The 23,025-nt window shown below is 62.9% G+C and carries 26 protein-coding genes and 1 tRNA gene; 10 read left to right on the top strand and 17 right to left on the bottom strand.

Annotated elements, in window-relative coordinates; genetic code table 11:
- Positions 1-59 precede the first annotated feature (59 nt).
- The 6 genes from rplL to secE all read right to left on the bottom strand — a co-directional run bounded on the left by rplL (position 60) and on the right by secE (position 3,365).
- Positions 60-431, bottom strand: coding sequence for a 50S ribosomal protein L7/L12 (rplL, locus tag ACFE8X_RS05650; protein ID WP_375450466.1), 372 nt, complete (start codon positions 429-431; stop codon positions 60-62).
- Between the two features lie 65 nt (positions 432-496).
- Positions 497-1,024, bottom strand: coding sequence for a 50S ribosomal protein L10 (gene rplJ / locus ACFE8X_RS05655; RefSeq protein ID WP_375450467.1), 528 nt, complete (start codon positions 1,022-1,024; stop codon positions 497-499).
- 300 nt (positions 1,025-1,324) lie between these two features.
- Complete coding sequence (gene rplA, locus ACFE8X_RS05660; RefSeq protein WP_375450468.1) at positions 1,325-2,017, bottom strand: 50S ribosomal protein L1; 693 nt, start codon at positions 2,015-2,017, stop codon at positions 1,325-1,327.
- A gap of 3 nt (positions 2,018-2,020) precedes the next feature.
- Positions 2,021-2,449 carry a 50S ribosomal protein L11 gene (rplK, locus tag ACFE8X_RS05665; protein ID WP_375450469.1) on the bottom strand — a complete coding sequence of 143 codons (429 nt, stop codon included), beginning with the start codon at positions 2,447-2,449 and terminating at the stop codon, positions 2,021-2,023.
- A gap of 149 nt (positions 2,450-2,598) precedes the next feature.
- On the bottom strand, positions 2,599-3,129 hold the full coding sequence (gene nusG / locus ACFE8X_RS05670) for a transcription termination/antitermination protein NusG (protein ID WP_375450470.1): 531 nt from the start codon (positions 3,127-3,129) through the stop codon (positions 2,599-2,601).
- 38 nt (positions 3,130-3,167) lie between these two features.
- Entirely contained in the window at positions 3,168-3,365 is a 198-nt protein-coding gene (gene secE, locus ACFE8X_RS05675; RefSeq protein ID WP_375450471.1) for a preprotein translocase subunit SecE, read from the bottom strand.
- A gap of 257 nt (positions 3,366-3,622) precedes the next feature.
- Here secE and ACFE8X_RS05680 point away from each other — a divergent pair, with 257 nt between their 5' ends.
- Both ACFE8X_RS05680 and ACFE8X_RS05685 read left to right on the top strand, forming a co-directional pair.
- Positions 3,623-3,904 carry a hypothetical protein gene (locus ACFE8X_RS05680; RefSeq protein WP_375450472.1) on the top strand — a complete coding sequence of 94 codons (282 nt, stop codon included), beginning with the start codon at positions 3,623-3,625 and terminating at the stop codon, positions 3,902-3,904.
- A gap of 94 nt (positions 3,905-3,998) precedes the next feature.
- Positions 3,999-4,292 carry a hypothetical protein gene (locus tag ACFE8X_RS05685; protein ID WP_375450473.1) on the top strand — a complete coding sequence of 98 codons (294 nt, stop codon included), beginning with the start codon at positions 3,999-4,001 and terminating at the stop codon, positions 4,290-4,292.
- A 58-nt stretch (positions 4,293-4,350) separates the two neighbouring features.
- Here the strand turns inward: ACFE8X_RS05685 and ACFE8X_RS05690 are convergent.
- Together ACFE8X_RS05690 and ACFE8X_RS05695 are read right to left on the bottom strand one after the other, a co-directional pair.
- Positions 4,351-4,426: transfer RNA gene (locus ACFE8X_RS05690), tRNA-Trp, on the bottom strand.
- Positions 4,427-4,482: 56 nt separating this feature from the next.
- Complete coding sequence (locus ACFE8X_RS05695) at positions 4,483-4,875, bottom strand: MAPEG family protein (RefSeq protein ID WP_375450474.1); 393 nt, start codon at positions 4,873-4,875, stop codon at positions 4,483-4,485.
- A gap of 28 nt (positions 4,876-4,903) precedes the next feature.
- Between ACFE8X_RS05695 and ACFE8X_RS05700 the strand changes: the two genes are divergently transcribed.
- Positions 4,904-5,302: a hypothetical protein gene (locus ACFE8X_RS05700; protein WP_375450475.1), complete on the top strand. Its 399-nt coding sequence runs from the start codon at positions 4,904-4,906 to the stop codon at positions 5,300-5,302.
- A 182-nt stretch (positions 5,303-5,484) separates the two neighbouring features.
- Here ACFE8X_RS05700 and ACFE8X_RS05705 read toward each other — a convergent pair whose 3' ends face one another.
- Complete coding sequence (locus ACFE8X_RS05705) at positions 5,485-7,641, bottom strand: heavy metal translocating P-type ATPase (protein WP_375450476.1); 2,157 nt, start codon at positions 7,639-7,641, stop codon at positions 5,485-5,487.
- 67 nt (positions 7,642-7,708) lie between these two features.
- Between ACFE8X_RS05705 and ACFE8X_RS05710 the strand changes: the two genes are divergently transcribed.
- A complete protein-coding gene (locus ACFE8X_RS05710; RefSeq protein ID WP_375450477.1) occupies positions 7,709-8,131 on the top strand; it encodes a helix-turn-helix domain-containing protein in 423 nt (140 codons plus the stop codon).
- A gap of 54 nt (positions 8,132-8,185) precedes the next feature.
- Here the strand turns inward: ACFE8X_RS05710 and cueR are convergent, their stop codons facing one another.
- Positions 8,186-8,602 carry a Cu(I)-responsive transcriptional regulator gene (gene cueR, locus ACFE8X_RS05715; protein WP_375450585.1) on the bottom strand — a complete coding sequence of 139 codons (417 nt, stop codon included), beginning with the start codon at positions 8,600-8,602 and terminating at the stop codon, positions 8,186-8,188.
- Positions 8,603-8,693: 91 nt separating this feature from the next.
- Between cueR and ACFE8X_RS05720 the strand changes: the two genes are divergently transcribed.
- The 3 genes from ACFE8X_RS05720 (at position 8,694) to ACFE8X_RS05730 (ending at position 12,359) form a co-directional block, all read left to right on the top strand.
- Complete coding sequence (locus ACFE8X_RS05720; protein WP_375450478.1) at positions 8,694-11,105, top strand: heavy metal translocating P-type ATPase; 2,412 nt, start codon at positions 8,694-8,696, stop codon at positions 11,103-11,105.
- Positions 11,106-11,167: 62 nt separating this feature from the next.
- Positions 11,168-11,587: a DUF305 domain-containing protein gene (locus tag ACFE8X_RS05725; protein ID WP_375450479.1), complete on the top strand. Its 420-nt coding sequence runs from the start codon at positions 11,168-11,170 to the stop codon at positions 11,585-11,587.
- Between the two features lie 97 nt (positions 11,588-11,684).
- Positions 11,685-12,359, top strand: a complete 675-nt coding sequence (locus ACFE8X_RS05730; RefSeq protein WP_375450480.1) for a DUF930 domain-containing protein — start codon at positions 11,685-11,687, stop codon at positions 12,357-12,359.
- Between the two features lies 1 nt (position 12,360).
- Here the strand turns inward: ACFE8X_RS05730 and ACFE8X_RS05735 are convergent, their stop codons facing one another.
- Together ACFE8X_RS05735 and ACFE8X_RS05740 are read right to left on the bottom strand one after the other, a co-directional pair.
- The gene (locus ACFE8X_RS05735; RefSeq protein WP_375450481.1) at positions 12,361-13,404 is read right to left on the bottom strand and encodes a cation diffusion facilitator family transporter; all 1,044 of its coding nucleotides are present in this window, start codon (positions 13,402-13,404) and stop codon (positions 12,361-12,363) included.
- Positions 13,405-13,412: 8 nt separating this feature from the next.
- Positions 13,413-13,679, bottom strand: coding sequence for a metal-sensing transcriptional repressor (locus ACFE8X_RS05740; protein ID WP_375450482.1), 267 nt, complete (start codon positions 13,677-13,679; stop codon positions 13,413-13,415).
- Between the two features lie 325 nt (positions 13,680-14,004).
- Between ACFE8X_RS05740 and ACFE8X_RS05745 the strand changes: the two genes are divergently transcribed.
- From ACFE8X_RS05745 to ACFE8X_RS05755, 3 genes are all read left to right on the top strand, one after another.
- Complete coding sequence (locus ACFE8X_RS05745; RefSeq protein ID WP_375450483.1) at positions 14,005-15,783, top strand: chloride channel protein; 1,779 nt, start codon at positions 14,005-14,007, stop codon at positions 15,781-15,783.
- 162 nt (positions 15,784-15,945) lie between these two features.
- Positions 15,946-17,316, top strand: a complete 1,371-nt coding sequence (locus ACFE8X_RS05750; protein ID WP_375450484.1) for a DUF1800 family protein — start codon at positions 15,946-15,948, stop codon at positions 17,314-17,316.
- A 5-nt stretch (positions 17,317-17,321) separates the two neighbouring features.
- Entirely contained in the window at positions 17,322-18,548 is a 1,227-nt protein-coding gene (locus ACFE8X_RS05755) for a DUF1501 domain-containing protein (RefSeq protein ID WP_375450485.1), read from the top strand.
- Positions 18,549-18,649: 101 nt separating this feature from the next.
- On the opposite strand, the gene ACFE8X_RS05760 is transcribed toward ACFE8X_RS05755, so the two are convergent.
- The 5 genes from ACFE8X_RS05760 to ACFE8X_RS05780 are packed head-to-tail and all read right to left on the bottom strand — an operon-like array spanning position 18,650 to position 23,020.
- Positions 18,650-19,540 carry a MurR/RpiR family transcriptional regulator gene (locus tag ACFE8X_RS05760; protein ID WP_375450486.1) on the bottom strand — a complete coding sequence of 297 codons (891 nt, stop codon included), beginning with the start codon at positions 19,538-19,540 and terminating at the stop codon, positions 18,650-18,652.
- Positions 19,541-19,571: 31 nt separating this feature from the next.
- On the bottom strand, positions 19,572-20,600 hold the full coding sequence (locus ACFE8X_RS05765) for an ABC transporter ATP-binding protein (RefSeq protein ID WP_375450487.1): 1,029 nt from the start codon (positions 20,598-20,600) through the stop codon (positions 19,572-19,574).
- A complete protein-coding gene (locus ACFE8X_RS05770) occupies positions 20,597-21,337 on the bottom strand; it encodes a glycerophosphodiester phosphodiesterase family protein (protein ID WP_375450488.1) in 741 nt (246 codons plus the stop codon). Before ACFE8X_RS05770 ends, ACFE8X_RS05765 begins: the two co-directional genes overlap by 4 nt.
- Before the next feature lie 14 nt (positions 21,338-21,351).
- Positions 21,352-22,161 (bottom strand): carbohydrate ABC transporter permease, encoded by an 810-nt coding sequence (locus ACFE8X_RS05775; protein ID WP_375450489.1) that lies wholly within the window; start codon positions 22,159-22,161, stop codon positions 21,352-21,354.
- On the bottom strand, positions 22,151-23,020 hold the full coding sequence (locus ACFE8X_RS05780; RefSeq protein WP_375450490.1) for a carbohydrate ABC transporter permease: 870 nt from the start codon (positions 23,018-23,020) through the stop codon (positions 22,151-22,153). Before ACFE8X_RS05780 ends, ACFE8X_RS05775 begins: the two co-directional genes overlap by 11 nt.
- Between the last annotated feature and the right edge of the window lie 5 nt (positions 23,021-23,025).

The raw sequence follows: 23,025 nt of genomic DNA on the forward strand, positions 1-23,025 counted from the left end.
GCGACGGGGACAGCGGAGCGGCACCTCGGTGCCACCCCGCAAAAGGCTTGGGAGCCAACTTACTTGAGTTCGACCTTGGCGCCGGCAGCTTCGAGCTTTGCCTTGATATCAGCGGATTCGGCCTTGTTGGCACCTTCCTTGATGGCCTTGGGAGCGGACTCGACCAGTGCCTTGGCTTCGCCAAGACCCAGACCGGTAATCGCACGGACTTCCTTGATGACGTTGATCTTGTTCTCGCCGAACGAGACAAGGATGACATCGAATTCAGTCTTTTCTTCGGCAGGAGCGGCAGCGGCAGCGGCAGGGCCGGCAGCGGCAGCAGGAGCGGCGGCGGAAACGCCCCACTTTTCTTCCAGCATCTTGGACAGCTCGGAAGCTTCCAGGACGGTCAGGGCAGACAGGTCATCGACGATTTTGGCGAGATCAGCCATTTGATAAATCTCTCTTTAGGTTTGTTTGGTTCGAACCATGGATGGCCCAGGATGGGCCGATGGGGTTACGCCGCTTCGCTTTCAGTGCTCTTTTCCGCATGAGCGGCCAACACGCGGGCGATATTGCCTGCCGGCGCCACGATGACGGACGCGATACGCGTTGCGGGCTGCTTGAGCATCCCGGCGAGCGTTGCACGCAGTTCATCGAGCGAAGGCATGGTCGCCAGCGCCTTGACGTTATTGGCGTCAAGCGCGGTTTTTCCCATAGCGCCACCAAGAACGACGTATTTCGCGTTCTTTTCAGCAAACTTTGCCGCAATCTTGGGCGCAGTCATGGGATCGGCCGCATAAGCGATGACGATCGGCCCGGTCAGAAGGGCCGACATGTCCGCATTGTCGGTGTCTTTAAGAGCAAGCTTGGCAAGACGGTTTTTAGCGATTTTTACCTGTCCGCCGGCCTTCTTGATCTCGCGGCGAAGCGATTCAAGATTGGACACGGTCAGACCGGCATTCTGCGCGAGGACGATCGACCCAGCGCCCGCGAGGGCTGACTGGAGCGATGCGACAAGCTCACGCTTTTCCGCTCTTTCCACTGCTAGTCTCCACATTAGGTCCGGCGATCGTCAGCCGGACCGTTGCCAATTGCTGCCCTCCAAACGCTGGAGGAGCAACGGTTACATGCCTGTCAACCGCTGCCCCGCGGGGCAACTGGCCTGGTTCGAACCGCCTTGTCTGGCACGCCAGAAAATTCGGTTTCCACCCCATCTATGCTGGCGCCTTGCGGGCATTAAGCTGAACCGAAACGTTCAGCACCGGCAGTCTCGGACAGGACTTTACGTCAGCAATCTGCTAGCAGATCGCTAACGTTTCGAGGGACAAATCCCCCGAATTCTCTACAGAGCCGAAGCCGGCTCGATATGCACGCCCGGACCCATGGTCGAGCTGAGCGCAACGCGCTTGACGTAAGTGCCCTTGGCACCCGCCGGCTTGGAGCGCAGGACGGCATCGGTAAACGCCTTGATGTTGGCGAGCAGCGCTTCGTCCGAAAACGACACCTTACCGACGCCGGCATGCAGGATGCCCGCCTTCTCGACGCGGTATTCCACGGCACCGCCCTTGGCAGCCTTCACGGCCCCGGCGACATCGGGGGTCACGGTGCCCACCTTGGGGTTCGGCATCAGGTTACGCGGGCCCAGGATCTTGCCGAGACGGCCGACCAGCGGCATCATGTCGGGCGTGGCGATGCAACGATCGAAATCGATCTTGCCCGCCTGGATCTGTTCCATCAGGTCCTCGGCGCCAACGATATCGGCACCCGCCTTGCGTGCTTCCTCGGCCTTGGCATCCTTGGCGAACACGGCCACGCGCACTGTCTTGCCCGTGCCGTTGGGCAGGTTCACCACGCCACGGACCATCTGGTCGGCGTGACGCGGATCAACACCCAGGTTGATGGCCACTTCGATGGTCTCATCGAACTTGGCCGTTGCACGGGCCTTGACCATCTTGAGCGCTTCATCAAGCTTGTACAGCTTGTTGCGGTCAATCCCCTCGCGGGCCTTGACGATATTCTTGCCAGCTTTTGCCATCTATCAGCCCTCGACCTGAATGCCCATGGAACGGGCAGAGCCTGCAATCATCGATACCGCGGCATCGAGATTGTCGGCGTTGAGATCCTTCATCTTCTTGGTGGCGATATCACGCAGCTGAGCCGTCGTGATCGTGCCGGCGGATTCCTTGCCCGGCAGCTTGCTGCCCGACTTCAGGTTGACGGCCTTCTTGATGAAGTAGCTGACCGGCGGTTGCTTCATTTCGAAGGTGAAGCTCTTGTCGGCATAGGCGGTGATCACGACTGGAATGGGCGAACCCTTTTCCATTTCCTGCGTCGCGGCATTGAACGCCTTGCAGAATTCCATGATGTTGAGACCGCGCTGGCCGAGCGCGGGCCCGATCGGCGGGGATGGGGTTGCGGAACCCGCAGCCACTTGCAGCTTGACGTAGCCAACGATTTTCTTTGCCATGATCGTCCTTGTTCAAGTTCTGTCCGCTGTCAGCGAACCGTTTGACGCTGTGGTCCGAAGGTTTGCCGGTCGCTTGGCAGCCACCGCCTTCTCCCACAGATTTAACGGAACCAGGGTCCCGCCGCTCCGGCCTGCGCCGGAAGTGCTGGTCAGACCTTTTCGACCTGACCGTACTCGAGCTCCACTGGAGTGGGACGCCCGAAAATTGAAACCTCGACTTTGAGCCGCGCCCGCTCCTCGTCGACTTCCTCGACGATGCCGTTGAAGCTGGCGAACGGGCCATCCGAGACCCGGACGCTTTCACCTACCTCGAACGAGATCGAAGGCTTGGGATGCTCGACCCCTTCCTGCACCTGCTGCAGGATCGCCATGGCTTCCTTTTCCGAAATCGGCATCGGCTTGTTGTCCGACCCAAGGAAGCCGGTGACCTTCGGCGTATTCTTGATCAGGTGGAACGCCTGGTCGGTCATGTCCATCTTCACCAGCACATAGCCGGGAAAAAACTTGCGCTCGGTATCGACTTTGCGGCCACGACGAACCTCGACGACCTTTTCGGTCGGCACGATCACATCTTCGAACAGGTGCTCGAGCTTGGTCTGAGCGACCTTCTCGCGGATGGCTTCCGCCACCTTGCGCTCGAAATTGCTATAAGCCTGAACGATATACCAGCGCTTGGCCATGCCGCGTCGCCGCTCCTAATCTAATAACCGGGACCCGCTCAAGCGCGGATCGAAAGCATCAACGTGACCAGGTATGAAATGATCTGGTCGGCAGCAAGGAAAAACAGGCTGGCCGCAATGACCAGCACCAGCACCATGACCGTCGAGATCAACACCTCGTTGCGGCTGGGCCAGCTGACTTTGGAGACTTCCGTACGCACCTGCTGCAAGAAAGTGATCGGGTTCGTCCGGGCCATACGCTGTTCAACTCATGCAAAATTCGGAGCAAAGCCAAAGGCCGCGCAGTTTACCCGCACGGCTTTGAACCGCCTATCTATGCAATTCGCGCGCCATTTGCAACACCACAAGTCAAGAATTTAAAGTGGCTTCGCCGAAGCGCATTTGGGTCCGCATTAATCACAACTGCATAACCCGGCGGAATAGTCTTGCATGGCTCGGCGCAATGGCATTTGATCCAATTGCAGTCCATTGTGGCGGCATGGGGGCATCTGCGATGTCGTTCGAGGTCAAATCCTGCGAAGTGCTGTATTTTGGGCCGCACCGCACCATTGCTGGTCGTACGACGGGCGTCGTCCGCGTCAAGATCCATGAGCGGTTCATGGGCACCGAAACCGACTACTCGCTCGACTTGAAGGTGCGTGCCGAAACCAGCGCCCTGTCCACTCCCGAAATCAGAAGTGCCCTGCTGGCCCATGCGGCCCGCCAGCTCAACAAGCTCAAGCAGCGTCACGACCGTCCAGCCAACCCGGTGCGCCCCAGCATCGCCGCAGAGTAACGCAGCGGCCAACTGATCGAGCGGGCGCTGTTTTTGACTGGTGCGCCGCGATCTGTGACTTGCACCAAGGCCATGGCGACACCATTATAGAGTGATGAAAACCATCACCCAGTTTCAAAGCGCCGCCGCTGCCTTGATCGTCCTGTGTCTGGCCGCCAGCCCGGCGATGGCCGATTGCCCGTCCTTGCCCGACGGCCCCGACAGCGCCAATGTGACCAACACGCAGCAGCGCGCGCTGTGTCTGCAGCAGCAAATACAGAGCAATACGCTCGATCGTAACCAGCAGCTCCAGATCGACAACACGCAGACGACGTTGAACCAGCTGCAAATCGAGCGCCGCTTCGACAACCTGCCCCGGATCGGCCAGCGACCTTCCTGGGAGCGCTGAACGGCTGGAGTGCCGAGCGGGCGCCCAGGACCGGGCGCGATAAACGGATTTAAAGGCCTGGCAGGGGCGGGGGGACTCGAACCCACGACCCTCGGTTTTGGAGACCGATGCTCTACCAACTGAGCTACACCCCTTCAGGCGAGGCAGTGTCTACTGGCAAAGCCCTCATCGCGCAAGAGCCCGCAGCGCCCTAGCTCCAGATATGGGGCACCAGGGGAATGGCCATGACGATCGTGCCGATCAGGCCGACCAGAAAAAACATCGACCGCCATGGGCTGAGCCCGCGCATGTAGCACACCACATGCCCGCATCGCCCGACTAGATAGAGCCCTGCCCCCAGCAGTGACAACCAGCCCTGCTCTCCCAGGACGATCGACAGCACCCCCAGCGTCAGGAATACCGGCAGTGTTTCCTGCAGGTTGGCAAGCGCCCGGCGTGACCGCGCCAGAGCTCGCGTCGGCTCGGGCAGATCGTCGCGCGGGCCGATCTGCATTTGCGTTCCGACCTGATCGGTCAGGAAATGTCCCGGCAGAAACACCTGGACCAAAAGCAGCAGCAGCACGAGAAATATCATCAGCAACATCTGTCAGCCTTGCATGATCGCGTGAACAGTGGGGCAAGCCGTACCAACTTTGCTACCCATTGTAACGCACGAAAGGCGCTTCGCGAGCCGCGTTACAACCGCTGACGACGCGGCTGTCGGCAGACGGCGGGGTAGCGACGATGTCGGAAGCGTCGAACTCAAAGACCTCACCGGCATTGCCGCCGAAGATTTCGCCGTGACGGCGGCGCGCTATGCCAAGATGCCCTTTGCACTACCGACACTATCAAACAGGCTCAAGGCCTTCTGGAACTTCAGCCGGACACCGCTTTATCCGGGTTGGGACCTGGACAAATTTGACCGCGATCATTGCTTCCCGCAGCCGGCAAGCGCGCGACTTGCCATCCACGACGGTGATTGGAAACAGACCCATGGCGCCACGCTCGCTGCGAGCACCCTGCCATTCTAGAGGAGTGCGTCAGCATGACTGCACCGATCGACGTGGTCTGCCCCCCGCCTTGGGCTCGATATCCGGGACGATCGTGCCGTCATAGCCCTAGGGCGGCAGACGGCTCGTTGCGCGCGATGATGAGGCTGCGCATCGCACTGCAGCGTCAGCCATCGTTCGTCAACAGCAGGCCGCTGCCCGGCCTAGGAAGCTTTCTTGCCCTGCCAACCCAACAGACGCAATGCGTTCAGCGTCACCAGGACCGTGGCGCCAGTGTCGGCCAAGATGGCCGGCCATAGCCCGGTGATGCCGAGCACCGTCGTCACGAGGAACACCGCCTTGAGGCCCAAGGCGAGCGTGATGTTCTGCATGATGTTGCTCATGACGCTTTTGGACAGGCCGATCATGTTGGCAATGTCAATGACGCGACCATGCAGGATCGCGGCGTCGGCCGTCTCGAGGGCGACGTCGGTGCCGCCGCCCATGGCAATGCCGATATCGGCGGCGGCAAGCGCGGGCGCATCGTTGATGCCGTCGCCGACCTTGGCCACCACGCGACCCCGATCCTGCAGCTCGCGGACGATGCGCTGCTTGTCTTGCGGCAGGAGTTCGGCGCGCACGGCGATGCCCAGGCTCTTGCCGATCGCCGCCGCCACGCGCTCGCTGTCGCCCGTCAGCATGACGGTAGTAATGCCGGCCTCTTTCAGGGCAGCGAGGCCCGCCGCCGCATCGGCGCGCGGCTCGTCGCGGATGGCCAGAAGTCCGGCGACCTTATCGCCCACGAGGAGAACCGAGACCGTTTTGCCTTCGTCGTTGAAGGCGGCGATGCGCGCCGTTTGTTCAGGCGACAGGGCCACCTGTTCATGGGCCGCCTGCGCGGAAGCGAGGAACAGGGTCTTGCCGCCGACCCTGCCGGAGACGCCCTTGCCGGGCACCGCCTTGGCGTCTCCGGCGGGCGGCACGGGCGCCCCGTCGGCCTTGGCGCGAGCCAGGATGGCGACTGCCAGCGGATGGCTCGATCCGGTTTCGAGGGCAGCAGCGAGCGAGAGTACGTCCCCTTCGCTCCGGTCAAACGTCACGATGTCGGTGACGACCGGCTTGCCTTGGGTGAGGGTGCCGGTCTTGTCCAGTGCAACAGTGGTGATCTTGCGCAGGCCCTCGAGCACGGCGCCGCCCTTGAGCAGCAGGCCCCTGCGGGCGCCGGCCGAGAGGCCTGCCGCAATCGCGGCAGGCGTGGAAATCACCAGAGCGCACGGGCAGCCGATCAGCAGCACGGCAAGGCCCTTGTAGATCCATTCCGACCAGACCCCGGCCAACAGGAGCGGCGGCACGACGGCGACCAGCGCGCCAGCACCCAGCACTGCCGGGGTATAGTAGCGCGAGAACTGATCGATGAAACGTTCGGTTGGCGCCTTGCTCTCCTGCGCTTCTTCCACCAGCTTCACGACCCGGGCAACAGTGTTGTCGCTGGCGGCGGCCGTCACCCGGATACGCAGCACGGCGTCGGCATTGATGGTACCGGCAAAGACCGCTTCCCCCGGACCCTTGCGCTTGGGCGTGCTTTCCCCGGTGACGGGCGCCTCGTCGATCGCGCTTTGCCCTTTGACAATCTCGCCATCGGCCGGAATCCGGTCTCCGGGGCGAACGAGGATCATGGCCCCCACGGCCAGGCTATCGGCGGCCACTTCCGCGATACTGCCGTTCTGCTCGAGCTGGGCCGTTTTCGGCACCAGGGCCGTCAGGCCCTGTATGCTGGCCCGGGCTCGCGTCGCCGCGACGCCCTCGAGCAGTTCACCGACCAAAAACAGGAATACGACGGTCGCGGCTTCCTCCGTAGCACCGATAAAAACCGCGCCAACCGCCGCAATGGTCATCAGGGTTTCGATGGTGAACGGCGTGCCGGAAAGAGCCGCGACCATCGCGCGGCGCCCGATCGGCACCAGCCCGACCAGCATGCCCACAAGGAAAGCCCAATGGCCGATATCCGGGAGCAGCAGGCTCACCAGATAGGCAAGGGCCAGTGCCAGGCCGCAGGCGGCCGTGAGAACGGCTTTAGGGCTGCGCCACCAGGGCCCCGCGCCCAGCTCGACATGGCTGTGCCCGGCGTGGTCGTGGGCCTTTTGGGCCCTCGCCTCGTCCTCTGGTTTGATGGCATAGCCCAGCCATTTGACTGCGTGGACGATTCCCGGTGTCGGCGCCGGACCGTCATGACTGACGTTCATGGTGCCGGCCGAAACCGATACGTCGACCGCGGTGACGCCCGGCACACGGCTCACCGCATTGGCAATCTTGGCGGCACAGGACGCGCAGTCCATGCCGGCCACGTGGAAGCGCGTTCTGGTCGCGAGGTCATCGGTCATGGCGCAGCTCTTTCATCATCTCCGCCATCATGCTAGGACCTCTAGTCACTAGAGGGTCAAGCGCAAAATGAACATTTCAATCGGGGATCTGTCCAACCGGTCACAGGTCAAAGTCCCTACCATCCGCTACTACGAACAGATCGGGCTGCTGCCGTCGGCACCGCGCACCGAAGGCGGCCAGCGCCGCTACGGCCAGGCCGAAGTGGACCGGCTCAATTTCATCCGGCACTCGCGCGAACTGGGCTTCGAAGTCGACGATATTCGCGCGCTGCTGGCTATGTCGGCCGAGCCGCAGGCGTCCTGCCACCAGGTGGACAGCATCGCCCGCAACCACCTTGCCGAAGTCGATCGGCGTATCGGCAGCCTGCAGGCCATGCGGTTGGAATTGCAGCGCATGATTGCAGAATGCGGCCATGGTCGCGTCTGCGATTGCCGGATTATCGAAGCGCTTGCGGATCACAGCCAGTGCCTTGGCGAACATACGCACTAGAGAGCCCAAGGCCTGGCATCAGCAGGACCGGCAGAAGTCGAGCTGGAGGAGCTGTCAGGAAAGTTGGTGGGCGTGCCGGTGCGGTCCGCCCTCCAGATCGTCCAGTATCGGGCAGTGCGGCCGGTGGTCGCCCTCGCAGGCGTCGACGAGCGCGCCCAATGTCTTGCTCATTTCCTGCAGCATCACGATTTTTGCGTTGAGTTCGGCGACGTGCCGTTCGGCCAGCGCCTTCACCTCGGCGCTGGAGCGCTCCGTATCGGACCACAATTTCAGAAGATCGCGAATCTCGTCCATCGAAAATCCGAGGTCGCGGGCGCGGCGGATAAAACCGAGGCGGTGCAGGTCGTCGCCTGAATAGTCGCGGTAATTGCTCTCGCGGCGGCCCGCCGCCGGCACCAGCCCGATGGCCTCATAGTGGCGGATCATCTTGGCGGAAACGCCGGTCGCCTTGGCAGCTTCTCCGATCTGCATCATTGCCCCGAATTTTTTCAAACAGCTGTTGACCTTCCCATGGTGGGAAGGTGCAAGGTAACATAAGAGCTGAAACGAGAGGGCGCAAGCTATGAGCACAGATAGCACGATGGCAGGCCATGCCGGACACCATGGCGGCGCGGATGTCGGCAAGGCCATTGATCCCGTCTGCGGCATGACCGTGACCAAGGATGGCGCGAAGCACATAGCGACTTACGAGGGTCAAACCTACTACTTTTGCTGCAACGGCTGCCTGACCAAGTTCATGGCTGATCCGTCCGCCTACCTGGGCAAGGCTGAGGCTGTACCGGCGCAGCATGCGCATCACGACCATGCGCACCACCATGGGCACAGCCACACGCCAAAATCGCCGGTCATCGCACCGGCCGGCACCATCTACACCTGCCCGATGCATCCCGAAATTCGCCAGGAGGGACCGGGATCGTGCCCCATCTGTGGCATGGCGCTCGAGCCGGACATGCCGACTGCCGAAGCCACGCCCAACCACGAGCTGGCCGACATGACCCGCCGCTTCTGGGTCGCCACGGCGCTGGCTATCCCGGTGTTTGTCATCGGCATGGGCGCCGACCTCCTGGAACTGCACCGCTGGATTTCCGGCGCGTGGCTCAACTGGATACAGCTGGTGCTCGCCACCCCGGTGGTGCTGTGGGCGGGCTACCCGTTTTTTGAGCGGGGCTGGGCCTCGCTGCGCAACCGCAGCCTCAATATGTTCACTCTCATCGCCATGGGCGTCGGCGTTGCTTGGCTCTATTCCGTTGTGGCGACGCTGGTCCCGGACCTTTTTCCCATGAGCCTGCGGAGCATGGGCGGCGCCGTGCCGGTGTATTTCGAGGCGGCCGCCGTCATCACCGCTCTCGCCCTTTTGGGGCAGGTGCTCGAGCTGCGTGCCCGCGACAAAACCTCGGGCGCCATACGGGCGCTACTGGATCTGGCGCCTAAGACGGCGCGACGTATCCGTGCCGATAGCACCGACGAGGAAATCGGGCTCGAGCTGGTGGCGGTCGGCGACCGCCTGCGCATCCGCCCGGGTGAAAAAGTCCCCGTTGACGGGCTGGTGCTGGAAGGGCGCAGCTCGGTCGACGAGTCCATGGTCACCGGCGAATCCATGCCGGTCTCCAAAGCCCAGGGCGACGGGCTCATTGCCGGCACCATCAACCAGAGCGGTGCTCTGGTAATGGAAGCCCGGAAAATCGGCCGCGACACCATGCTGTCCCAGATCGTGCAGATGGTGGCGACGGCGCAGCGGTCGCGAGCCCCCATCCAGCGGCTGGCCGACCAGGTCTCCGGCTGGTTCGTGCCGCTGGTCATCGGGATCGCTGTGCTGGCCTTCATCGGCTGGGGCTTTTTCGGTCCGGAACTGCGCTTTGCCCATGGGCTGGTCGCCGCGGTTTCCGTGCTGATCATCGCCTGTCCATGTGCGCTTGGCCTTGCCACCCCCATGTCGATCATGGTGGGCGTCGGCAAAGGGGCGGGCCTTGGCCTCCTCATCAAGAACGCCGAGGCGCTCGAGCGGCTGGAAAAGGTCGATACGCTGGTGGTCGACAAGACCGGCACGCTGACCGAAGGCAAGCCCGCCGTGACGGCCGTCCAGCCGATGGGCAGTTTCGATAAGAACGAACTGCTCCGTCTCGCCGCCAGCCTCGAGCGCGCCAGCGAGCATCCGCTGGCCAAGGCGGTGGTGACGGCCGCGACAGAACAAAAATTGGTGCTTAGTGACCCGACAGAGGTGGATTCTCCATCTGGCAAAGGCGTGACCGGCCTGGTCGACGGCAAGCGCCTGCTGATCGGCAGTGCCGGCTATCTCGAAGGCGAAGGCGTTATTTTGGGCGCATTGGTCCAGACCGCCAACGAAGCCCGGCAGTTGGGGGCGACGGCCATTCTGGTGGCGGTCGATGGTACCGCCGCCGGCGTGATCGCCATCGCCGACCGGGTCCGGCCGACAACCGCTGCAGCCCTCGCGGCGCTGCGGGAACGCGATATCCGCGTAGTGATGCTGACGGGCGACAACCGCATCACGGCGGAAGCCGTGGCAAAATCGCTCGGAATAACCGAGATCGAGGCCGACGTGCTGCCCGAGCGCAAGAGCGCGTTGGTGGAGCGGCTGCGCCAGCAAGGGCGCATCGTGGCCATGGCCGGCGATGGCGTGAACGACGCTCCTGCCCTGGCGGCGGCCGATGTCGGCATCGCCATGGGCACTGGCACCGACGTGGCCATGGAAAGCGCCGGCGTCACGCTCCTCAGCGGTGACCTGATGGGCATCGTCAAGGCCCTGCGCCTTTCGCAAGCCACCATGGGCAATATCCGGCAAAACCTGTTCTTCGCCTTTGCCTATAACGCGGCCGGCATTCCGATAGCAGCAGGCATCCTTTATCCGCTCACCGGATTGCTGCTGTCACCCGCCCTTGCCGCGGCCGCCATGGCGCTCTCGTCGGTCAGCGTCATCGGCAATGCCCTGCGCCTGAACAGCGCCCGCATCGACTGAACCTGCCTTTACCACCACGCCCCCGGCAACGGCGGCCGAACCATAACGAGAAGGAGACTATCATGATCAAAACAATCCTCGCGACGACTGCACTGGCCTTCACCTTGACATTTGCCCCGCAGGCATTCGCCCAGGAGGCCGCCGCCCTGCCCGCTGCCTGCCAGGCAACGCCGGCCCAGGCCGCGCCAATGGGCGGCGACATGGGCGGCATGAACCATGACGCGGACGAGGCGCACACCGCGCTGATGGCGGGCATGGACACCATGAACGCCAACATGATGGCTGGCGCCACGAATCCTGATATCGACGTGGCCTTCGTCTGCGGCATGATTCCGCACCATCAAGGCGCTATCGCCATGGCCAAGGCCGAACTGCAATATGGCAAGGACGAATGGACCAAGGCCATGGCGCAGAAGGTCATCGATGCGCAGATGCAGGAAATCGCCGACATGACCAAATGGCTTGAAAACCACGCAAAATGATGTGAACGGGGCGAGCGATCGCCCCGTCATCCTTTTCGGAGACGTCGCTCTGATTGTCCGGTTGCGCCTACCATGGCTTGCGCAGGGGAACACCCACATGCGGGCGGCCGCTGGTGCGCTTCCGGCGTCGCTTTTGCTGCATGGTTTCATCCTCGCTGCCCTTTGGGCCTTGGCCACGACGCAGCCGCTTGAGGCGCCTTCGGTCCCCAGCATCGCCGTCGAGATCGTCAACGAAGCGGACTATCAAGGCGCCACGCGACCGCCCCACCCAATTGCAGGCCAGGTGCCGACCACCGAGCCGCAGCAAGTGGCACCGCCTGTCCCGAAGCCACCCGAGCTTGCACCGGAACCCGAGCCCGAAGCCACCCGACCCGATATGATTCCGGCCACCCGGTTTCTGGCCGGCGGCATCCTGAACGATCCGAAAAACCGCGACGTGCTCGATACGCTGCCGCTGCTCGACCGCAGCGAGCGCATTACGCAGTTGTGCAATATCGAAGGGCTCGAACAACTGCGCCTGCTGCATCCGGACGAGCAGCCCGATTCGCTGGACCCATCGGCCATGGCCGAGACCACAGTCAAGGATTACACGCTGGATGCGCCAGCCGGCGCCTATCGGCTGAACCACAAATGGTACGAAATCCGCCTGATCTGCACCGTGGCGCCGGACTACCTCAGCGTCAGCGCGTTCTCGTTCGCGCCGGGAGCGGCCATCCCGCAGGACCAATGGGAAAGCCACAACCTGATCGATGACGACATCGAACTGGATTAGACTAGTGGGCGTGACCTGACGGTTCGGCTTTGAATACGGGTTCCGAGCCAGCACCCTCCTCGAGAATCGTCAGCCGCACATTGGCAAAGGCCAGGGCGGGCATGTGCTCGAAGAGTTCCTCCTCCACCGCCTTGGCAATGGCGTCGGCCTCCGCGAGAGGAAGCGCCGGATCGACGGCGATCGCCACGTCCGCGTGCAGCTTGTGCCCCATCCAGCGGGCCTTGATCTCGACGAGGCGAGCCCCCGGAACATGACTGGCGGCGTGTCCCAGCTCTTCGATCGTGCCGGGCTCAAGACCGTCCAGCATGCGGGTGAACACCGACTTGGCCGATTGCCACACGATGCCGAAAATGGCGAAGGTAATTAGCAGGCCAACGATCGGGTCCGCCAGCGGAAAGCCCAGCGCGACGCCGACAGCGCCGGCTACCACGGCAAGGCTGGTCAGGCCATCGGTGCGGGCGTGATAGCCGTCCGCAATCAGCGCTGCGCTGTCAATTTCCCGTCCGACCCTGATGCGGAACACCGCTACGGCCTCGTTGCCGATAAAGCCGATGACGCCAGCGGCCACCACCCACCATAAATTGGTGATCGCCTGCGGGTGCAGCAGGCGGTCGATCGCCTCGTAGCCCGCAACCAAGGCGCTGACCAGGATGATCAAAACAATGAGCACGCCGGCAATGTCTTCTACCCGCCCGAGCCCATAGTTGAACATTTTCGTCGGCTTGTGTCGGGCCAGGATGAAGGCCACCCAGAGCGGAATGGCCGTGCCAGCATCCCCTACATTGTGGATGGCGTCGGCAAGCAAGGCCACGCTGCCGGAAATGCCGACGACGATCAGTTGCAGCACGGCGGTGACGGCGAGAATGGCGAACGACCACTTGATGGCCCAGATGCCGCGTGCCGTCGTGGCGATCGTCGCGTCCATGACCCCATGGGTATGGCCATGATCGCCCTTGGCACCGTGGCTATGGCCATACGCGTGCGAGCCGCGTGCGCCATGTGCAGTCGGCCCAAAGCCAAACCAGTCGAGAACGGATTTCAGCATGCTTGTGCTCACAGATATTTCGCCAGGAGCTTGAATTCCCTGAGTGCTTCGCTGGCAGCCAGGCCGCCCTGCTGCACGCCATCATTCAGGCAATGCTCCATGTGGTCATGGATCAATTCCCGCTTGGCGGAGCTGATGGCAGCTTCGACGGCGTGCAACTGCTGCGCGAGATCAACGCAGGCCCGCCCTTCTTCCATCATGGTAATGACGCCGGCCAAGTGCCCATTGGCCCGCTTGAGCCGCTTGATGATCTCAGGATGCGAATGGTGCTTCATGACCTTATCCTATCCCCCTGGATAGGATAGAACAACTGGCTTCGCCGACATAATTTGTTTGCCGACAATGAGTAGCATTGTGCCAACCTAAATAGGATGATCGCCAAAGTCCTCGCAGCCTCAACGTGGGCGGAGATAGATGAAAGGTAGTCCATAAGGCTAGCTGCGGTTCGCCTGAGACTGCCGGGAATTGACTACGATGATCGCTGCAAATACGACGCCAGTCTTCCAATTGGCGCGCTCAGGCGGCAAATATCAGCTCATATGGGCACAGCTTGGCTCTCGCTCTGAAAACGCCGCCTTTACCCCTGGACCAGCCTCTCGCATGACTGAAGCAACCAACAAGGCCGCCGCTCCAACCCTGCGCTCCATTGGTGCCGCCGGCCGCTATCGCGGGCTGGTCATCCTGGCTCTCGCGGGATTGGTGGGGATCGCTGCGGGATTGGTGGTGACGGCAATGAGCTGGATTGCCCAATTCCTGCACACATTGCTGTTCGGCATTTCCAGCGGAACCCGGCTCAGCGCGCAGGTGGCGCTCGCAACGCCGGCTCTGGCGCTTGTGCCGGCGGCAGGCGGCCTGCTGATAGCGCTGACGGTCTTGCTGTCGCGCCGGTTTCGCACCCGGCCACCGGTCGATCCTATCGAAGCCAATGCCGTGCATGGCGGACGCATGTCCACGCGCGAAAGCCTGTTGCTGGCCGCACAAACGCTGATCTCTAGCGGCTTTGGCGCCTCTGTCGGCCTCGAGGCGGGGTACACCCAGCTTGCTGCCAGCATCGGGTCACGCCTGGCCACACTATCGGGCTTGCGCAGAAATGAGATCCGTACCCTGGTCGGGTGTGGCGCAGCGGGAGCAATCGCTGCAGCATTCGGAGCACCGCTGACGGGTGCATTTTATGGCTTCGAACTGATCATCGGGGTGTATTCCATCGGCCTGCTTGGCCCGATCATGGTTGCGGCCCTGACGGCAAGCCTTGTGGCCACGCTGCTGGGCGCAGCGCAAACAACCATCCACATCGGGGTCATTCCACAACTGGGCGCCTGGGACGCGCTCCCGTTTATCCTGCTGGGCATTGTGGGCGGCGGTGCCGCAATAGCGGTCATGCGCCTGGTCGTGCTGGTCGAGCGCGGTTTCGCCTGGACGAGGATGCCACCCTTGCTACGGCCGGTGATCGGCGGGCTGATCGTGGGCGGGATTGCGCTGCTGACCCCACAGGCGCTTTCATCGGGCCATGGAGCCCTGGATTTGCAGCTCGGTTCCAACACCGCGCTCAACGCCCTTGGCGTCTTGTTTGTTCTAAAAGCATTGGCATCTGCCATCTCTCTTGGCTCCGGCTTTCGGGGCGGCCTCTTTTTTGCCTCCCTGTTTTTGGGTGCATTGCTGGGAAAGGCGGTTGCGCTTGCCATCACGGCGGCCGACTTGCCCTTGCATCTGGACCCGACCCTGGCAGCGCTTGTGGGCATGGCGTCGATGGCCGTTGGCGTTGTTGGCGGCCCTTTGACCATGACATTCCTGGTCCTCGAAGTGACCGGCGATCTGGCCATCAGCGTTGCCGTTCTGGCAGCCTCGATTGCCGCATCCGTGCTGGTGCGCGAAACATTCGGTTTTTCATTCTCGACCTGGCGCTTGCACCTGCGCGGCGAGAGCATTCGCGGTGCCCATGACGTCGGGCGCCTGCGCAACCTGACTGTTGGCTCCATGATGCGGCCTGACGTCAAGACGGCGCGGTGCGGCATCACCATCGAGGCGTTCCGGGAGGCCTACCCGCTGGGTTCGACCGAGCGCGTGGTCGTGGTGGATGACAGGGGGCGCTATGCCGGGATTGTCCTGGTTGCCGATGCCTATGCGCGACGGGTCGGCAGCCCCGAAGCCGCTGAACTCCAAATCAACAGTCTCCTCAAGTTCCCCGACTATGTCCTGATGCCCTGGCAGTCCGCCGAACAGGCCGCCGCTCGGTTCGAACAGTCCCACAGCGAAGAATTGGCCGTAGTCCAGAGCCAAGACAATCCAACCGTGGTGGGATTGCTGACCGAGGCCCATTTATATCGCCGCTACGCCGAGGAACTGGACAAATCCAGGCAGGACCTGACCGGCGAGACCTAGCGGGGCGCAATCCAGCTTGGCGACGGCATTGACATTCGCTCCTTACCAAAAAGTCATCTCCCGGACACCAATTGCCGCCAGCCTGCTGCTAGGCTCTGACCATTGATCATCAGGGCGGTTCAGCCCTTGGCGCCCATTGCACGCCGCACGGAAGGCTTGGCCATGACGAACTTGCGCGCCGTAACCGCTTTTTCGCGTTTCGGGCTCGGCGCTCGAATCGGGGATCTCGCAAGCATGGCCGACCCGCTGGACGCGGTGCTGGCGGAAATCGACGATGCGTCCACGGCATTGGCGCAGAATAACGAACTGCCGGACAGCGCGACGCTCTATGCCATGGTGCGGCAGGGGCAGACGGAAAGACGCAGGCAACGCCAGGCCGGCCAACAATCCAGCGAGATGGATGCGGCTGAGATGGACCAGGCCCTGTCGCCGCTCCAGCTCATGCAGACGGAAACGAGACAGAAACTGCGAGCCGCCAGGCAGGCCAGGATCGGCTTTGCCGAACGGCTGGTGGCCTTCTGGACCAATCACTTTGCCGTCGAAGCCGGTGCCAATCAGTTGGTGCGCGGACTTGCCGGCTCGTTCGAGCGCGAGGCGATCCGGCCCCATATATTTGGCCGGTTCGCCGACATGGCGCTGGCGGCGACCCAGCATCCGGCAATGCTGATCTATCTCAACAATGCTGTGTCCTTCGGCCCCCAATCGCGTCTGGGCGAGCGCCGGGCAAGGGGGCTCAACGAAAACCACGCGCGCGAGTTGATGGAGCTGCACACGCTGGGCGTCGATGGCGGTTACACGCAGGCCGACGTGACCGCCTTCGCCAACGTCCTGACCGGCTGGAGCATTGGAACCCAGCCCCGCCAGGGCGAGCGCTACGGTCGGTTCACCTTTCGGCGCGAGGCGCATGAGCCGGGGCCGCAAACCGTGCTTGGCAAAATCTACGACCAGGATGGCGTGGCGCAGGGCAAGGCCGTGCTCGCCGATTTCGTTGCCTCGCCGGCCACAGCGCAACACATCGCGACCAAGTTCGCGCGGCACTTCGTCGCCGACATGCCCGACCCGGCATTGGTCGACCGGCTGGTCGACAACTTCATCCAGAGTGGCGGCGACCTCAAGGCACTGGCGACCTGCCTTGTGACCGACCAAGTCGCCTGGTCCGCGCCGGCCAGCAAGATCAGGACGCCGCAGGAGTTCATCTGGTCCGCCGTCAGGGCGCTCGACCTGACCTTGCCGCCGCGGCAGGTTCTACGGCTGCTGGCGGATCTGGGCCAGCCCCTGTGGGACCCGCCTTCGCCCGAGGGCTTCAAGGACGACGTCGCGACATGGCTGGCGCCGGACGCGATGACCAACCGGCTCGATGCCGCGGACTTGATGGCCGCACGGGCCAAGGGTCCCGATGACCCGCGCGAATTTGCCGAAGCCATCCTTGGCGACGCGCTATCGCCCGCCACGGCAACGGCAATCGAGCGGGCGGAAAGCCGCGCTCAGGGCCTGGCCCTGATGTTGATGAGCCCCGAATTTCAGCGGAGATGAGTGTCATGGATCGCAATTGCCCCCAATATGGCCTGCTACAGCCCACTCGCCGGATTTTCCTGGCCTCCGCCGGTGCTTTCGCAGCCTGGGCGAGCCTGCCGAAATATGCCTATGCCGGCTCGCGCGATCCGCGATTTCTGACGATTATTTTGCGTGGGGCGATGGACGGATTGGCAGTGGTCCCGCCGATTGGCGACCCGGATTATGCCTGCTTGCGCGGCGATCTGGCCATCGGTGCATCTGGATTGGAACAGACGCTGCCACTGGACGGCTTCTTTGGCCTCAACAACGCCATGCCGGGGCTGCATGCCATGTACCAGGCCGGCCATGCCCTGGTCGTGCATGCCGCCGCCACACCGTATCGGGACCGATCGCACTTCGACGGCCAGGATGTGCTGGAGAGCGGCATGACCGGCCCCAAATCCAGCGACACCGGTTGGATGAACCGCGTTGCCGAAGCCATTCCGGTCGGGGACAGAGTGCGTCCGGTGACGGGGCTGGCGGCAACGCCGACGGTTCCCCTGATCCTGCGCGGCGCGGCCCCTACCCTGACCTGGACGCCGCCCGAGTTGCGCCCGGCCAGCGGCGACACCATGGACCGGCTGCTTGACCTGTACACGCACCAGGACCCCGCCATGGCCAAGGTGCTGCTGGCCGGAATCGAAACGGACCGCCTCGCCGGCAGCACCGAGATCACGCGCGCAGGCGGCAATATCGCGGCCGCGTTCCGGCAGATCGCGACCGGCTCGGCGCGCTTGCTGACCGAAGAGGATGGCCCCCGCATCGCCGTGCTCAGTTATGACGGCTGGGACACCCATACCAATGAAGGCGCCGAAAGCGGCCGACTGGCCAATCTGCTGTCGGCCCTGGATGGCTCGCTCGTGGCGCTCAAGCAAACTCTGGCCCCGGTGTGGGGCGACACCGTGATTGCCGTCGTCACCGAGTTCGGCCGAACCGCCAAGGCCAACGGAACGGACGGCACCGATCACGGCACGGCGACCACAGCCTTCCTGCTGGGCGGCGCGGTCAAAGGCGGTCGTGTTTTGGCGGATTGGCCGGGCCTCAAGGACAATCAACTTTACCAGGCCCGAGACCTTGCGCCGACAACAGACTTGCGGGCCGTGTTGAAGGGGGCGTTGCGCGACCACTTGGGACTGAGCGAGCGCGTCCTTGCCGACATGGTGTTTCCCGATAGCGTGGCCATCAGACCTGTCGATGGTTTGATCGGGTAACATCGCAATTCTCGGTGGACGGCTCGAGACCTGCTGAGACGGCCGGCTACCCACACTAGAACCGTGTCGAAAAGAGCGCGACGCCTGATCTTGCCCGGGACTTACAGCAGCGTCTTGGATAAGCCGGAGCCGGCGCGGAAGGTTTTAAACGCCTCCAATGCTCGGATCGAGCGTCCATCGTCGATGGCAGCGAGGTTGAGGATCACCGCGTTGGCGATGGTCATCGGCACCACCAGCGATTGCGATTCGCCCGGTGCGCCGCGGGACACCGAAATCTGATGATGCGGCGGCGGATCGATGCGTGCGGCACGCAGGTCAGTCAAAGCGAGGACCCTGGCGCCACGAGCCGCGGCAATAGCGCCCACTTCATGCAGGATCGGCGAGGCCTTGCGGAAGGCGAGCAGCCAGACCACATCGTCCTTCGACACGCTCCCGAGCGCCTCGGGCAATTGATGCATCTGGCTGCCAAGATCGACCGCCGGGTAGCCGGAGCGGTTAAGCCGCAGCGCGATCAGCGCCGAGAGGGCCGCCGAATGGCCCCTCCCGAACACGTGGATGCGCCGGCAATCGCGCAAGCTGCTGGAGAAGGCGCGGATATCGGCATCCGAAACGCTGTTGCGGACCTGCTGCAGGGCGGCGATCTCGCTGTCGAGTACCGAGGCCAGCAAGCCGCCGTCCTCGGCTCGGACCAGGCGGGCGGCCATGCGCGCAGCAGGGCTTTCGAAATCACCGCCACCTTCGATCAGGCTGGCCTGGATAAAGCCGCGGAATTCCGGATAGCCGGCAAAGCCCAAGCGGCGCGCCAGACGCACGGCCGAGGCCGGATGCACGCCGGCACGCGACGACACCGCCGTTCCGTTCTCCATGGCGGCGCGGATCGGATCCTGTATCAGCACATCCAGCAGCCGCGTGTCGGCCGGCGTCAACCGGCTCGAATTGCGATTGATAAGTGCGCCCAGCGCCTTGGGAAGATCGTCCGGCGATGCCTTCATGCCCTTGTTCCGATAGCTCTTCTGCGCTGGCTCAGGCGCGGTCCACCCGGCTGCCGCTCTGGTTATCGAAATACAAAGCATGGTCAAGATCATAGGTGACCGAGAGACTGCTGGTATCGACCGGCATGTCCTTGCGAGCGCAGCTCAGGTTGAGGCGGCCGGCCGCGCTGTCGCAGTGGAGCGTAATGGTGGCACCGTTCATCTCGGAGAGCAGCAGGCGAACCGGGAGCGCGTCTTTGCCCGGATCGCGTGCATGAATGGCCATGTCTTCGGGCCGCAATCCTGCAGTCAGGCCTGACTTGCCAGTCCAGCCCGGCAGCTTTTCTACCGGCAGGAAGTTCATCGGCGGCACCCCGAGAAATCCGGCAACGAAGCGATGTGCCGGCCGATCGTAGATGGCTTCGGGCGTATCGAACTGCAGCAGGTGCCCATCCTTCATCACCGCGATCCGGTCGGCTAGCGACAGCGCCTCGGTCTGGTCATGGGTAACGTAGACGATAGTGGCACCGAGCTGGCGATGCAGTTCCTTGATTTCGGTGCGCATGGCGATGCGCAGCGCGTTATCGAGATTGGACAAGGGCTCGTCCATGAGGAAGGTCGAGGTATTGCGCGCCATGGCACGACCCATGGCGACGCGCTGGCGCTGGCCGCCAGACAGCGCGCCCGGCTTGCGATTGAGGAAGGGCTCGAGCTGCAGCGTCTTGGCCACGCTTTCGGCGCGCGCATTGCGCTCCGCTTTCGGCATGCCGCGCAATTCGAGGCCAAATGCAATGTTTTCGCGCACGCTCATATGCGGATAGAGCGCATAGTTCTGGAAGATCATGGCGATGTCGCGATCCTGCGGTGGCAGGGTGTTGGCGCGCTTGTCGCCAATGGTGATCTCGCCGTCATCGCAGGATTCAAGCCCGGCGATGAGGCGAAGCAGGGTGGACTTGCCGCAGCCAGACGGCCCGACGATGACGACAAATTCACCCGCCTCGATGTCCATGGAGACGCCGTGCAGCACTTGCGGGCCGCCGGCATAGGCTTTGCGAATATCGCGGAGGCTGATGGCGCTCATGCGGATTGCTTTCGGTCGCGGATGGCCATGGCAAGACTTGGCCGGTCCGTTGTGAATACCTTGACACCCAGCGCGAATGCCTTGTCGATCTGCTCGGCGGTGTGGGCTGCCCAGCACCCGAAATCGAGGCCCGCTGACTGAACGGCATCCATAAGCCGGGCGTCGGCAAAATCGATGTGAACGCCGATCTCGGGAATGCCATGGGCAAGAGCGACCTCGATAATCGCCTGGTGTCCGAGTTGGCGCAGCACCGGTGGACTGACCAGCCATAACAGCGGGCGGTCGGTGGCGTCCGCGAGCTCGTCAAGGGTTTCGACCAAAAAGGAAGATAGAGTCGTGCGGTCAAGCATGCCGGTTTTCTGCAAAACGTCGATCACACGCGGCACGAGGTCTTGATAAGCCAGCCCGTCATCTCCCGGCTTGATCTCGCAGCGGAATGCGACGGCGCTGTCGGCATAGATGGCGCAAAGCTCGGCCAGCGATATCGGATGACTGCCAGCGCTGTAGTCGATGACTGCGGCACGCACCGCGGCTTCGCTCAGCGTGGCGATGGCGCCGGTCCGGTCGGTGGTGCGATCGAGCGTGGCATCGTGATGCACCATAATGGCGCCGTCCATGGTCGGGTGGACGTCGAACTCAACCTCATCCAGCATCATCCTGGCCGTGTTCATGAAGCCCAGCGGCGTGCTGTCGCCAAATTCAAGGGTGCCACCGCGATGCGATGCGATGCGAGTCATGGCCTGTCCTTTGATCATTTGACGGCGCCCATGGTGATGCCGCGCACCAGGTGGCGTTCGACGAGAAAGAAGCCGAGCAGCACCGGCAGGATGGTGATTGTCGAGGCCGCCATGACCAGCGGCCAGTCGACCAGTCCCTCGCCGGGATTGATGCGGTAGAGCCGCGCCAGGCCAACCTGCAGGGTGTAGAGATCCTCATTGCCGATGGCGACTAGCGGCCAGATGTAATTGTTCCATTCGGCAAGGAAGATATAGAGCCCCATCGACAGGATCGCCGGCATTGCAATCGGCACGATCACCCGCCAGAGGACCTGCAGCGGGGTTGCGCCGTCCATGTAAGCGGCCTCATCGAGCGCTTTGGGAATGCCGCGAATATACTGGCGCAGGAAGAAGGCGGCGAAGCCATTGGAGATCGCCGGCAGGATCAGCCCGGCATAGCTGTCGAGCAGTCCTGCCTTGGCAAGCGTCAGGTAGTTGGGGATCAGCGTGATGTGGCTGGGGATCATCAGTGTAGCGACCGTTGCGCCGAACAGCAGGTCGCGGCCCTTGAAGGTGAAGCGGGCAAAGGCGAAGGCCGCCATGGTCGCCACGGTCAGGCTCAGGATGGTGACGGTGCCGGAGACGATGACGCTGTTCAGCAGGTAGCGGGCGAAATTGTATTGGCCGATGGCGGCGGTGTAGTTGTCGAGCGTGAACTCGAGCCTGCCGGTGTAATAGGCCTGCGCCGTCTGGAAGGACATCCAGATCGAATACAGCACCGGCGACAGGAAAATCAGCCCGCCCATCAGGGCCAGGCCGGCGAGGAATCTGCTCTCACGCTTCATAGTGCACCCGCTTTCCGATCACTTGCGATTTGATCAAGGCCAGCGCGATCAAGAGGATGAACAGTAGCACCGCCAAGGCGGAGCCGGTGCCGATATCGAACAGCACGAAACCCGTGCGGTAAAGCAGGTGGACCAGCATGTCGGTAGCGCCGGCCGGGCCGCCGCGGGTCATGACGCTGATGATGGTGAACACCTGGAAGGCCTCGATGACCGAGACGACCAAGAGGAAATAGGTCGTGGGCATGATCAGAGGCACCGTCACCCGGCGGAACACCTGTAACCGCTTGCCGCCATCGATGGCGGCTGCGTCGTAGAGTTCCTGGGGCACGGCCTGCAAGCCGGCGATATAGATGACGACATCATAGCCGAGCTGTTTCCAGGTGTTGATGAAAATCAGCACCAGCAGCGCCAGGGTCGGGTCCTGCAGCCACGGCACCCGGCCCATGCCCATCCAGGCCAGTACGGCATTGACCATGCCATAGTCGGTCGAAAACACCCAAGAGAACACGACCGCGATCGATACCGCCGAGGTCACCCAGGGCAGGAACAGCGCGCCGCGCAGCGTTCGCGACGTGAAGGTTTCGCGCTTGAGATAGCTGGCGATCACCAGCGCCAAGACGAGGCGCACCGGCACGGAAATGGCCGCGAAGATCGAGGTGACCCGCAGGGAATTCCAGAAATCGCTCGAGGCGAACAGCCGGGCGTAGTTATCGGCGCCGACAAACGGCATGTCCGGCGACATGAAGTTCCAGGAATGAACGCTCAGGTTCACGCTCGAAACGATCGGGATATAGGTGAACACCGCGATGAACGCGAGCAGCGGCGCGACGAACAGATAGGGCGTCAGCTTGGCAAACATGAGGA

The sequence above is a fragment of the uncultured Devosia sp. genome (assembly GCF_964244875.1).
In the GTDB taxonomy this organism is placed as follows: domain Bacteria; phylum Pseudomonadota; class Alphaproteobacteria; order Rhizobiales; family Devosiaceae; genus Devosia.

Excerpts from the sequence above, each read along its gene's own strand:
- ACFE8X_RS05720 (WP_375450478.1), top strand. The coding sequence starts at position 8,694 with ATGAGCACAGATAGCACGATGGCAGGCCATGCCGGACACCATGGCGGC.
- rplL (WP_375450466.1), bottom strand. The coding sequence starts at position 431 with ATGGCTGATCTCGCCAAAATCGTCGATGACCTGTCTGCCCTGACCGTC.
- ACFE8X_RS05695 (WP_375450474.1), bottom strand. The coding sequence starts at position 4,875 with ATGTTGCTGATGATATTTCTCGTGCTGCTGCTGCTTTTGGTCCAGGTG.
- ACFE8X_RS05730 (WP_375450480.1), top strand. The coding sequence starts at position 11,685 with ATGCGGGCGGCCGCTGGTGCGCTTCCGGCGTCGCTTTTGCTGCATGGT.
- secE (WP_375450471.1), bottom strand. The coding sequence starts at position 3,365 with ATGGCCCGGACGAACCCGATCACTTTCTTGCAGCAGGTGCGTACGGAA.
- ACFE8X_RS05680 (WP_375450472.1), top strand. The coding sequence starts at position 3,623 with ATGTCGTTCGAGGTCAAATCCTGCGAAGTGCTGTATTTTGGGCCGCAC.
- cueR (WP_375450585.1), bottom strand. The coding sequence starts at position 8,602 with ATGCAGATCGGAGAAGCTGCCAAGGCGACCGGCGTTTCCGCCAAGATG.
- ACFE8X_RS05745 (WP_375450483.1), top strand. The coding sequence starts at position 14,005 with ATGACTGAAGCAACCAACAAGGCCGCCGCTCCAACCCTGCGCTCCATT.
- ACFE8X_RS05725 (WP_375450479.1), top strand. The coding sequence starts at position 11,168 with ATGATCAAAACAATCCTCGCGACGACTGCACTGGCCTTCACCTTGACA.
- ACFE8X_RS05710 (WP_375450477.1), top strand. The coding sequence starts at position 7,709 with ATGAACATTTCAATCGGGGATCTGTCCAACCGGTCACAGGTCAAAGTC.
- ACFE8X_RS05770 (WP_375450488.1), bottom strand. The coding sequence starts at position 21,337 with ATGACTCGCATCGCATCGCATCGCGGTGGCACCCTTGAATTTGGCGAC.
- ACFE8X_RS05750 (WP_375450484.1), top strand. The coding sequence starts at position 15,946 with ATGACGAACTTGCGCGCCGTAACCGCTTTTTCGCGTTTCGGGCTCGGC.
- ACFE8X_RS05765 (WP_375450487.1), bottom strand. The coding sequence starts at position 20,600 with ATGAGCGCCATCAGCCTCCGCGATATTCGCAAAGCCTATGCCGGCGGC.
- nusG (WP_375450470.1), bottom strand. The coding sequence starts at position 3,129 with ATGGCCAAGCGCTGGTATATCGTTCAGGCTTATAGCAATTTCGAGCGC.
- ACFE8X_RS05705 (WP_375450476.1), bottom strand. The coding sequence starts at position 7,641 with ATGACCGATGACCTCGCGACCAGAACGCGCTTCCACGTGGCCGGCATG.
- ACFE8X_RS05740 (WP_375450482.1), bottom strand. The coding sequence starts at position 13,679 with ATGAAGCACCATTCGCATCCTGAGATCATCAAGCGGCTCAAGCGGGCC.
- ACFE8X_RS05685 (WP_375450473.1), top strand. The coding sequence starts at position 3,999 with ATGAAAACCATCACCCAGTTTCAAAGCGCCGCCGCTGCCTTGATCGTC.
- ACFE8X_RS05760 (WP_375450486.1), bottom strand. The coding sequence starts at position 19,540 with ATGAAGGCATCGCCGGACGATCTTCCCAAGGCGCTGGGCGCACTTATC.
- rplA (WP_375450468.1), bottom strand. The coding sequence starts at position 2,017 with ATGGCAAAAGCTGGCAAGAATATCGTCAAGGCCCGCGAGGGGATTGAC.
- ACFE8X_RS05755 (WP_375450485.1), top strand. The coding sequence starts at position 17,322 with ATGGATCGCAATTGCCCCCAATATGGCCTGCTACAGCCCACTCGCCGG.
- rplK (WP_375450469.1), bottom strand. The coding sequence starts at position 2,449 with ATGGCAAAGAAAATCGTTGGCTACGTCAAGCTGCAAGTGGCTGCGGGT.
- ACFE8X_RS05780 (WP_375450490.1), bottom strand. The coding sequence starts at position 23,020 with ATGTTTGCCAAGCTGACGCCCTATCTGTTCGTCGCGCCGCTGCTCGCG.
- ACFE8X_RS05735 (WP_375450481.1), bottom strand. The coding sequence starts at position 13,404 with ATGCTGAAATCCGTTCTCGACTGGTTTGGCTTTGGGCCGACTGCACAT.
- ACFE8X_RS05775 (WP_375450489.1), bottom strand. The coding sequence starts at position 22,161 with ATGAAGCGTGAGAGCAGATTCCTCGCCGGCCTGGCCCTGATGGGCGGG.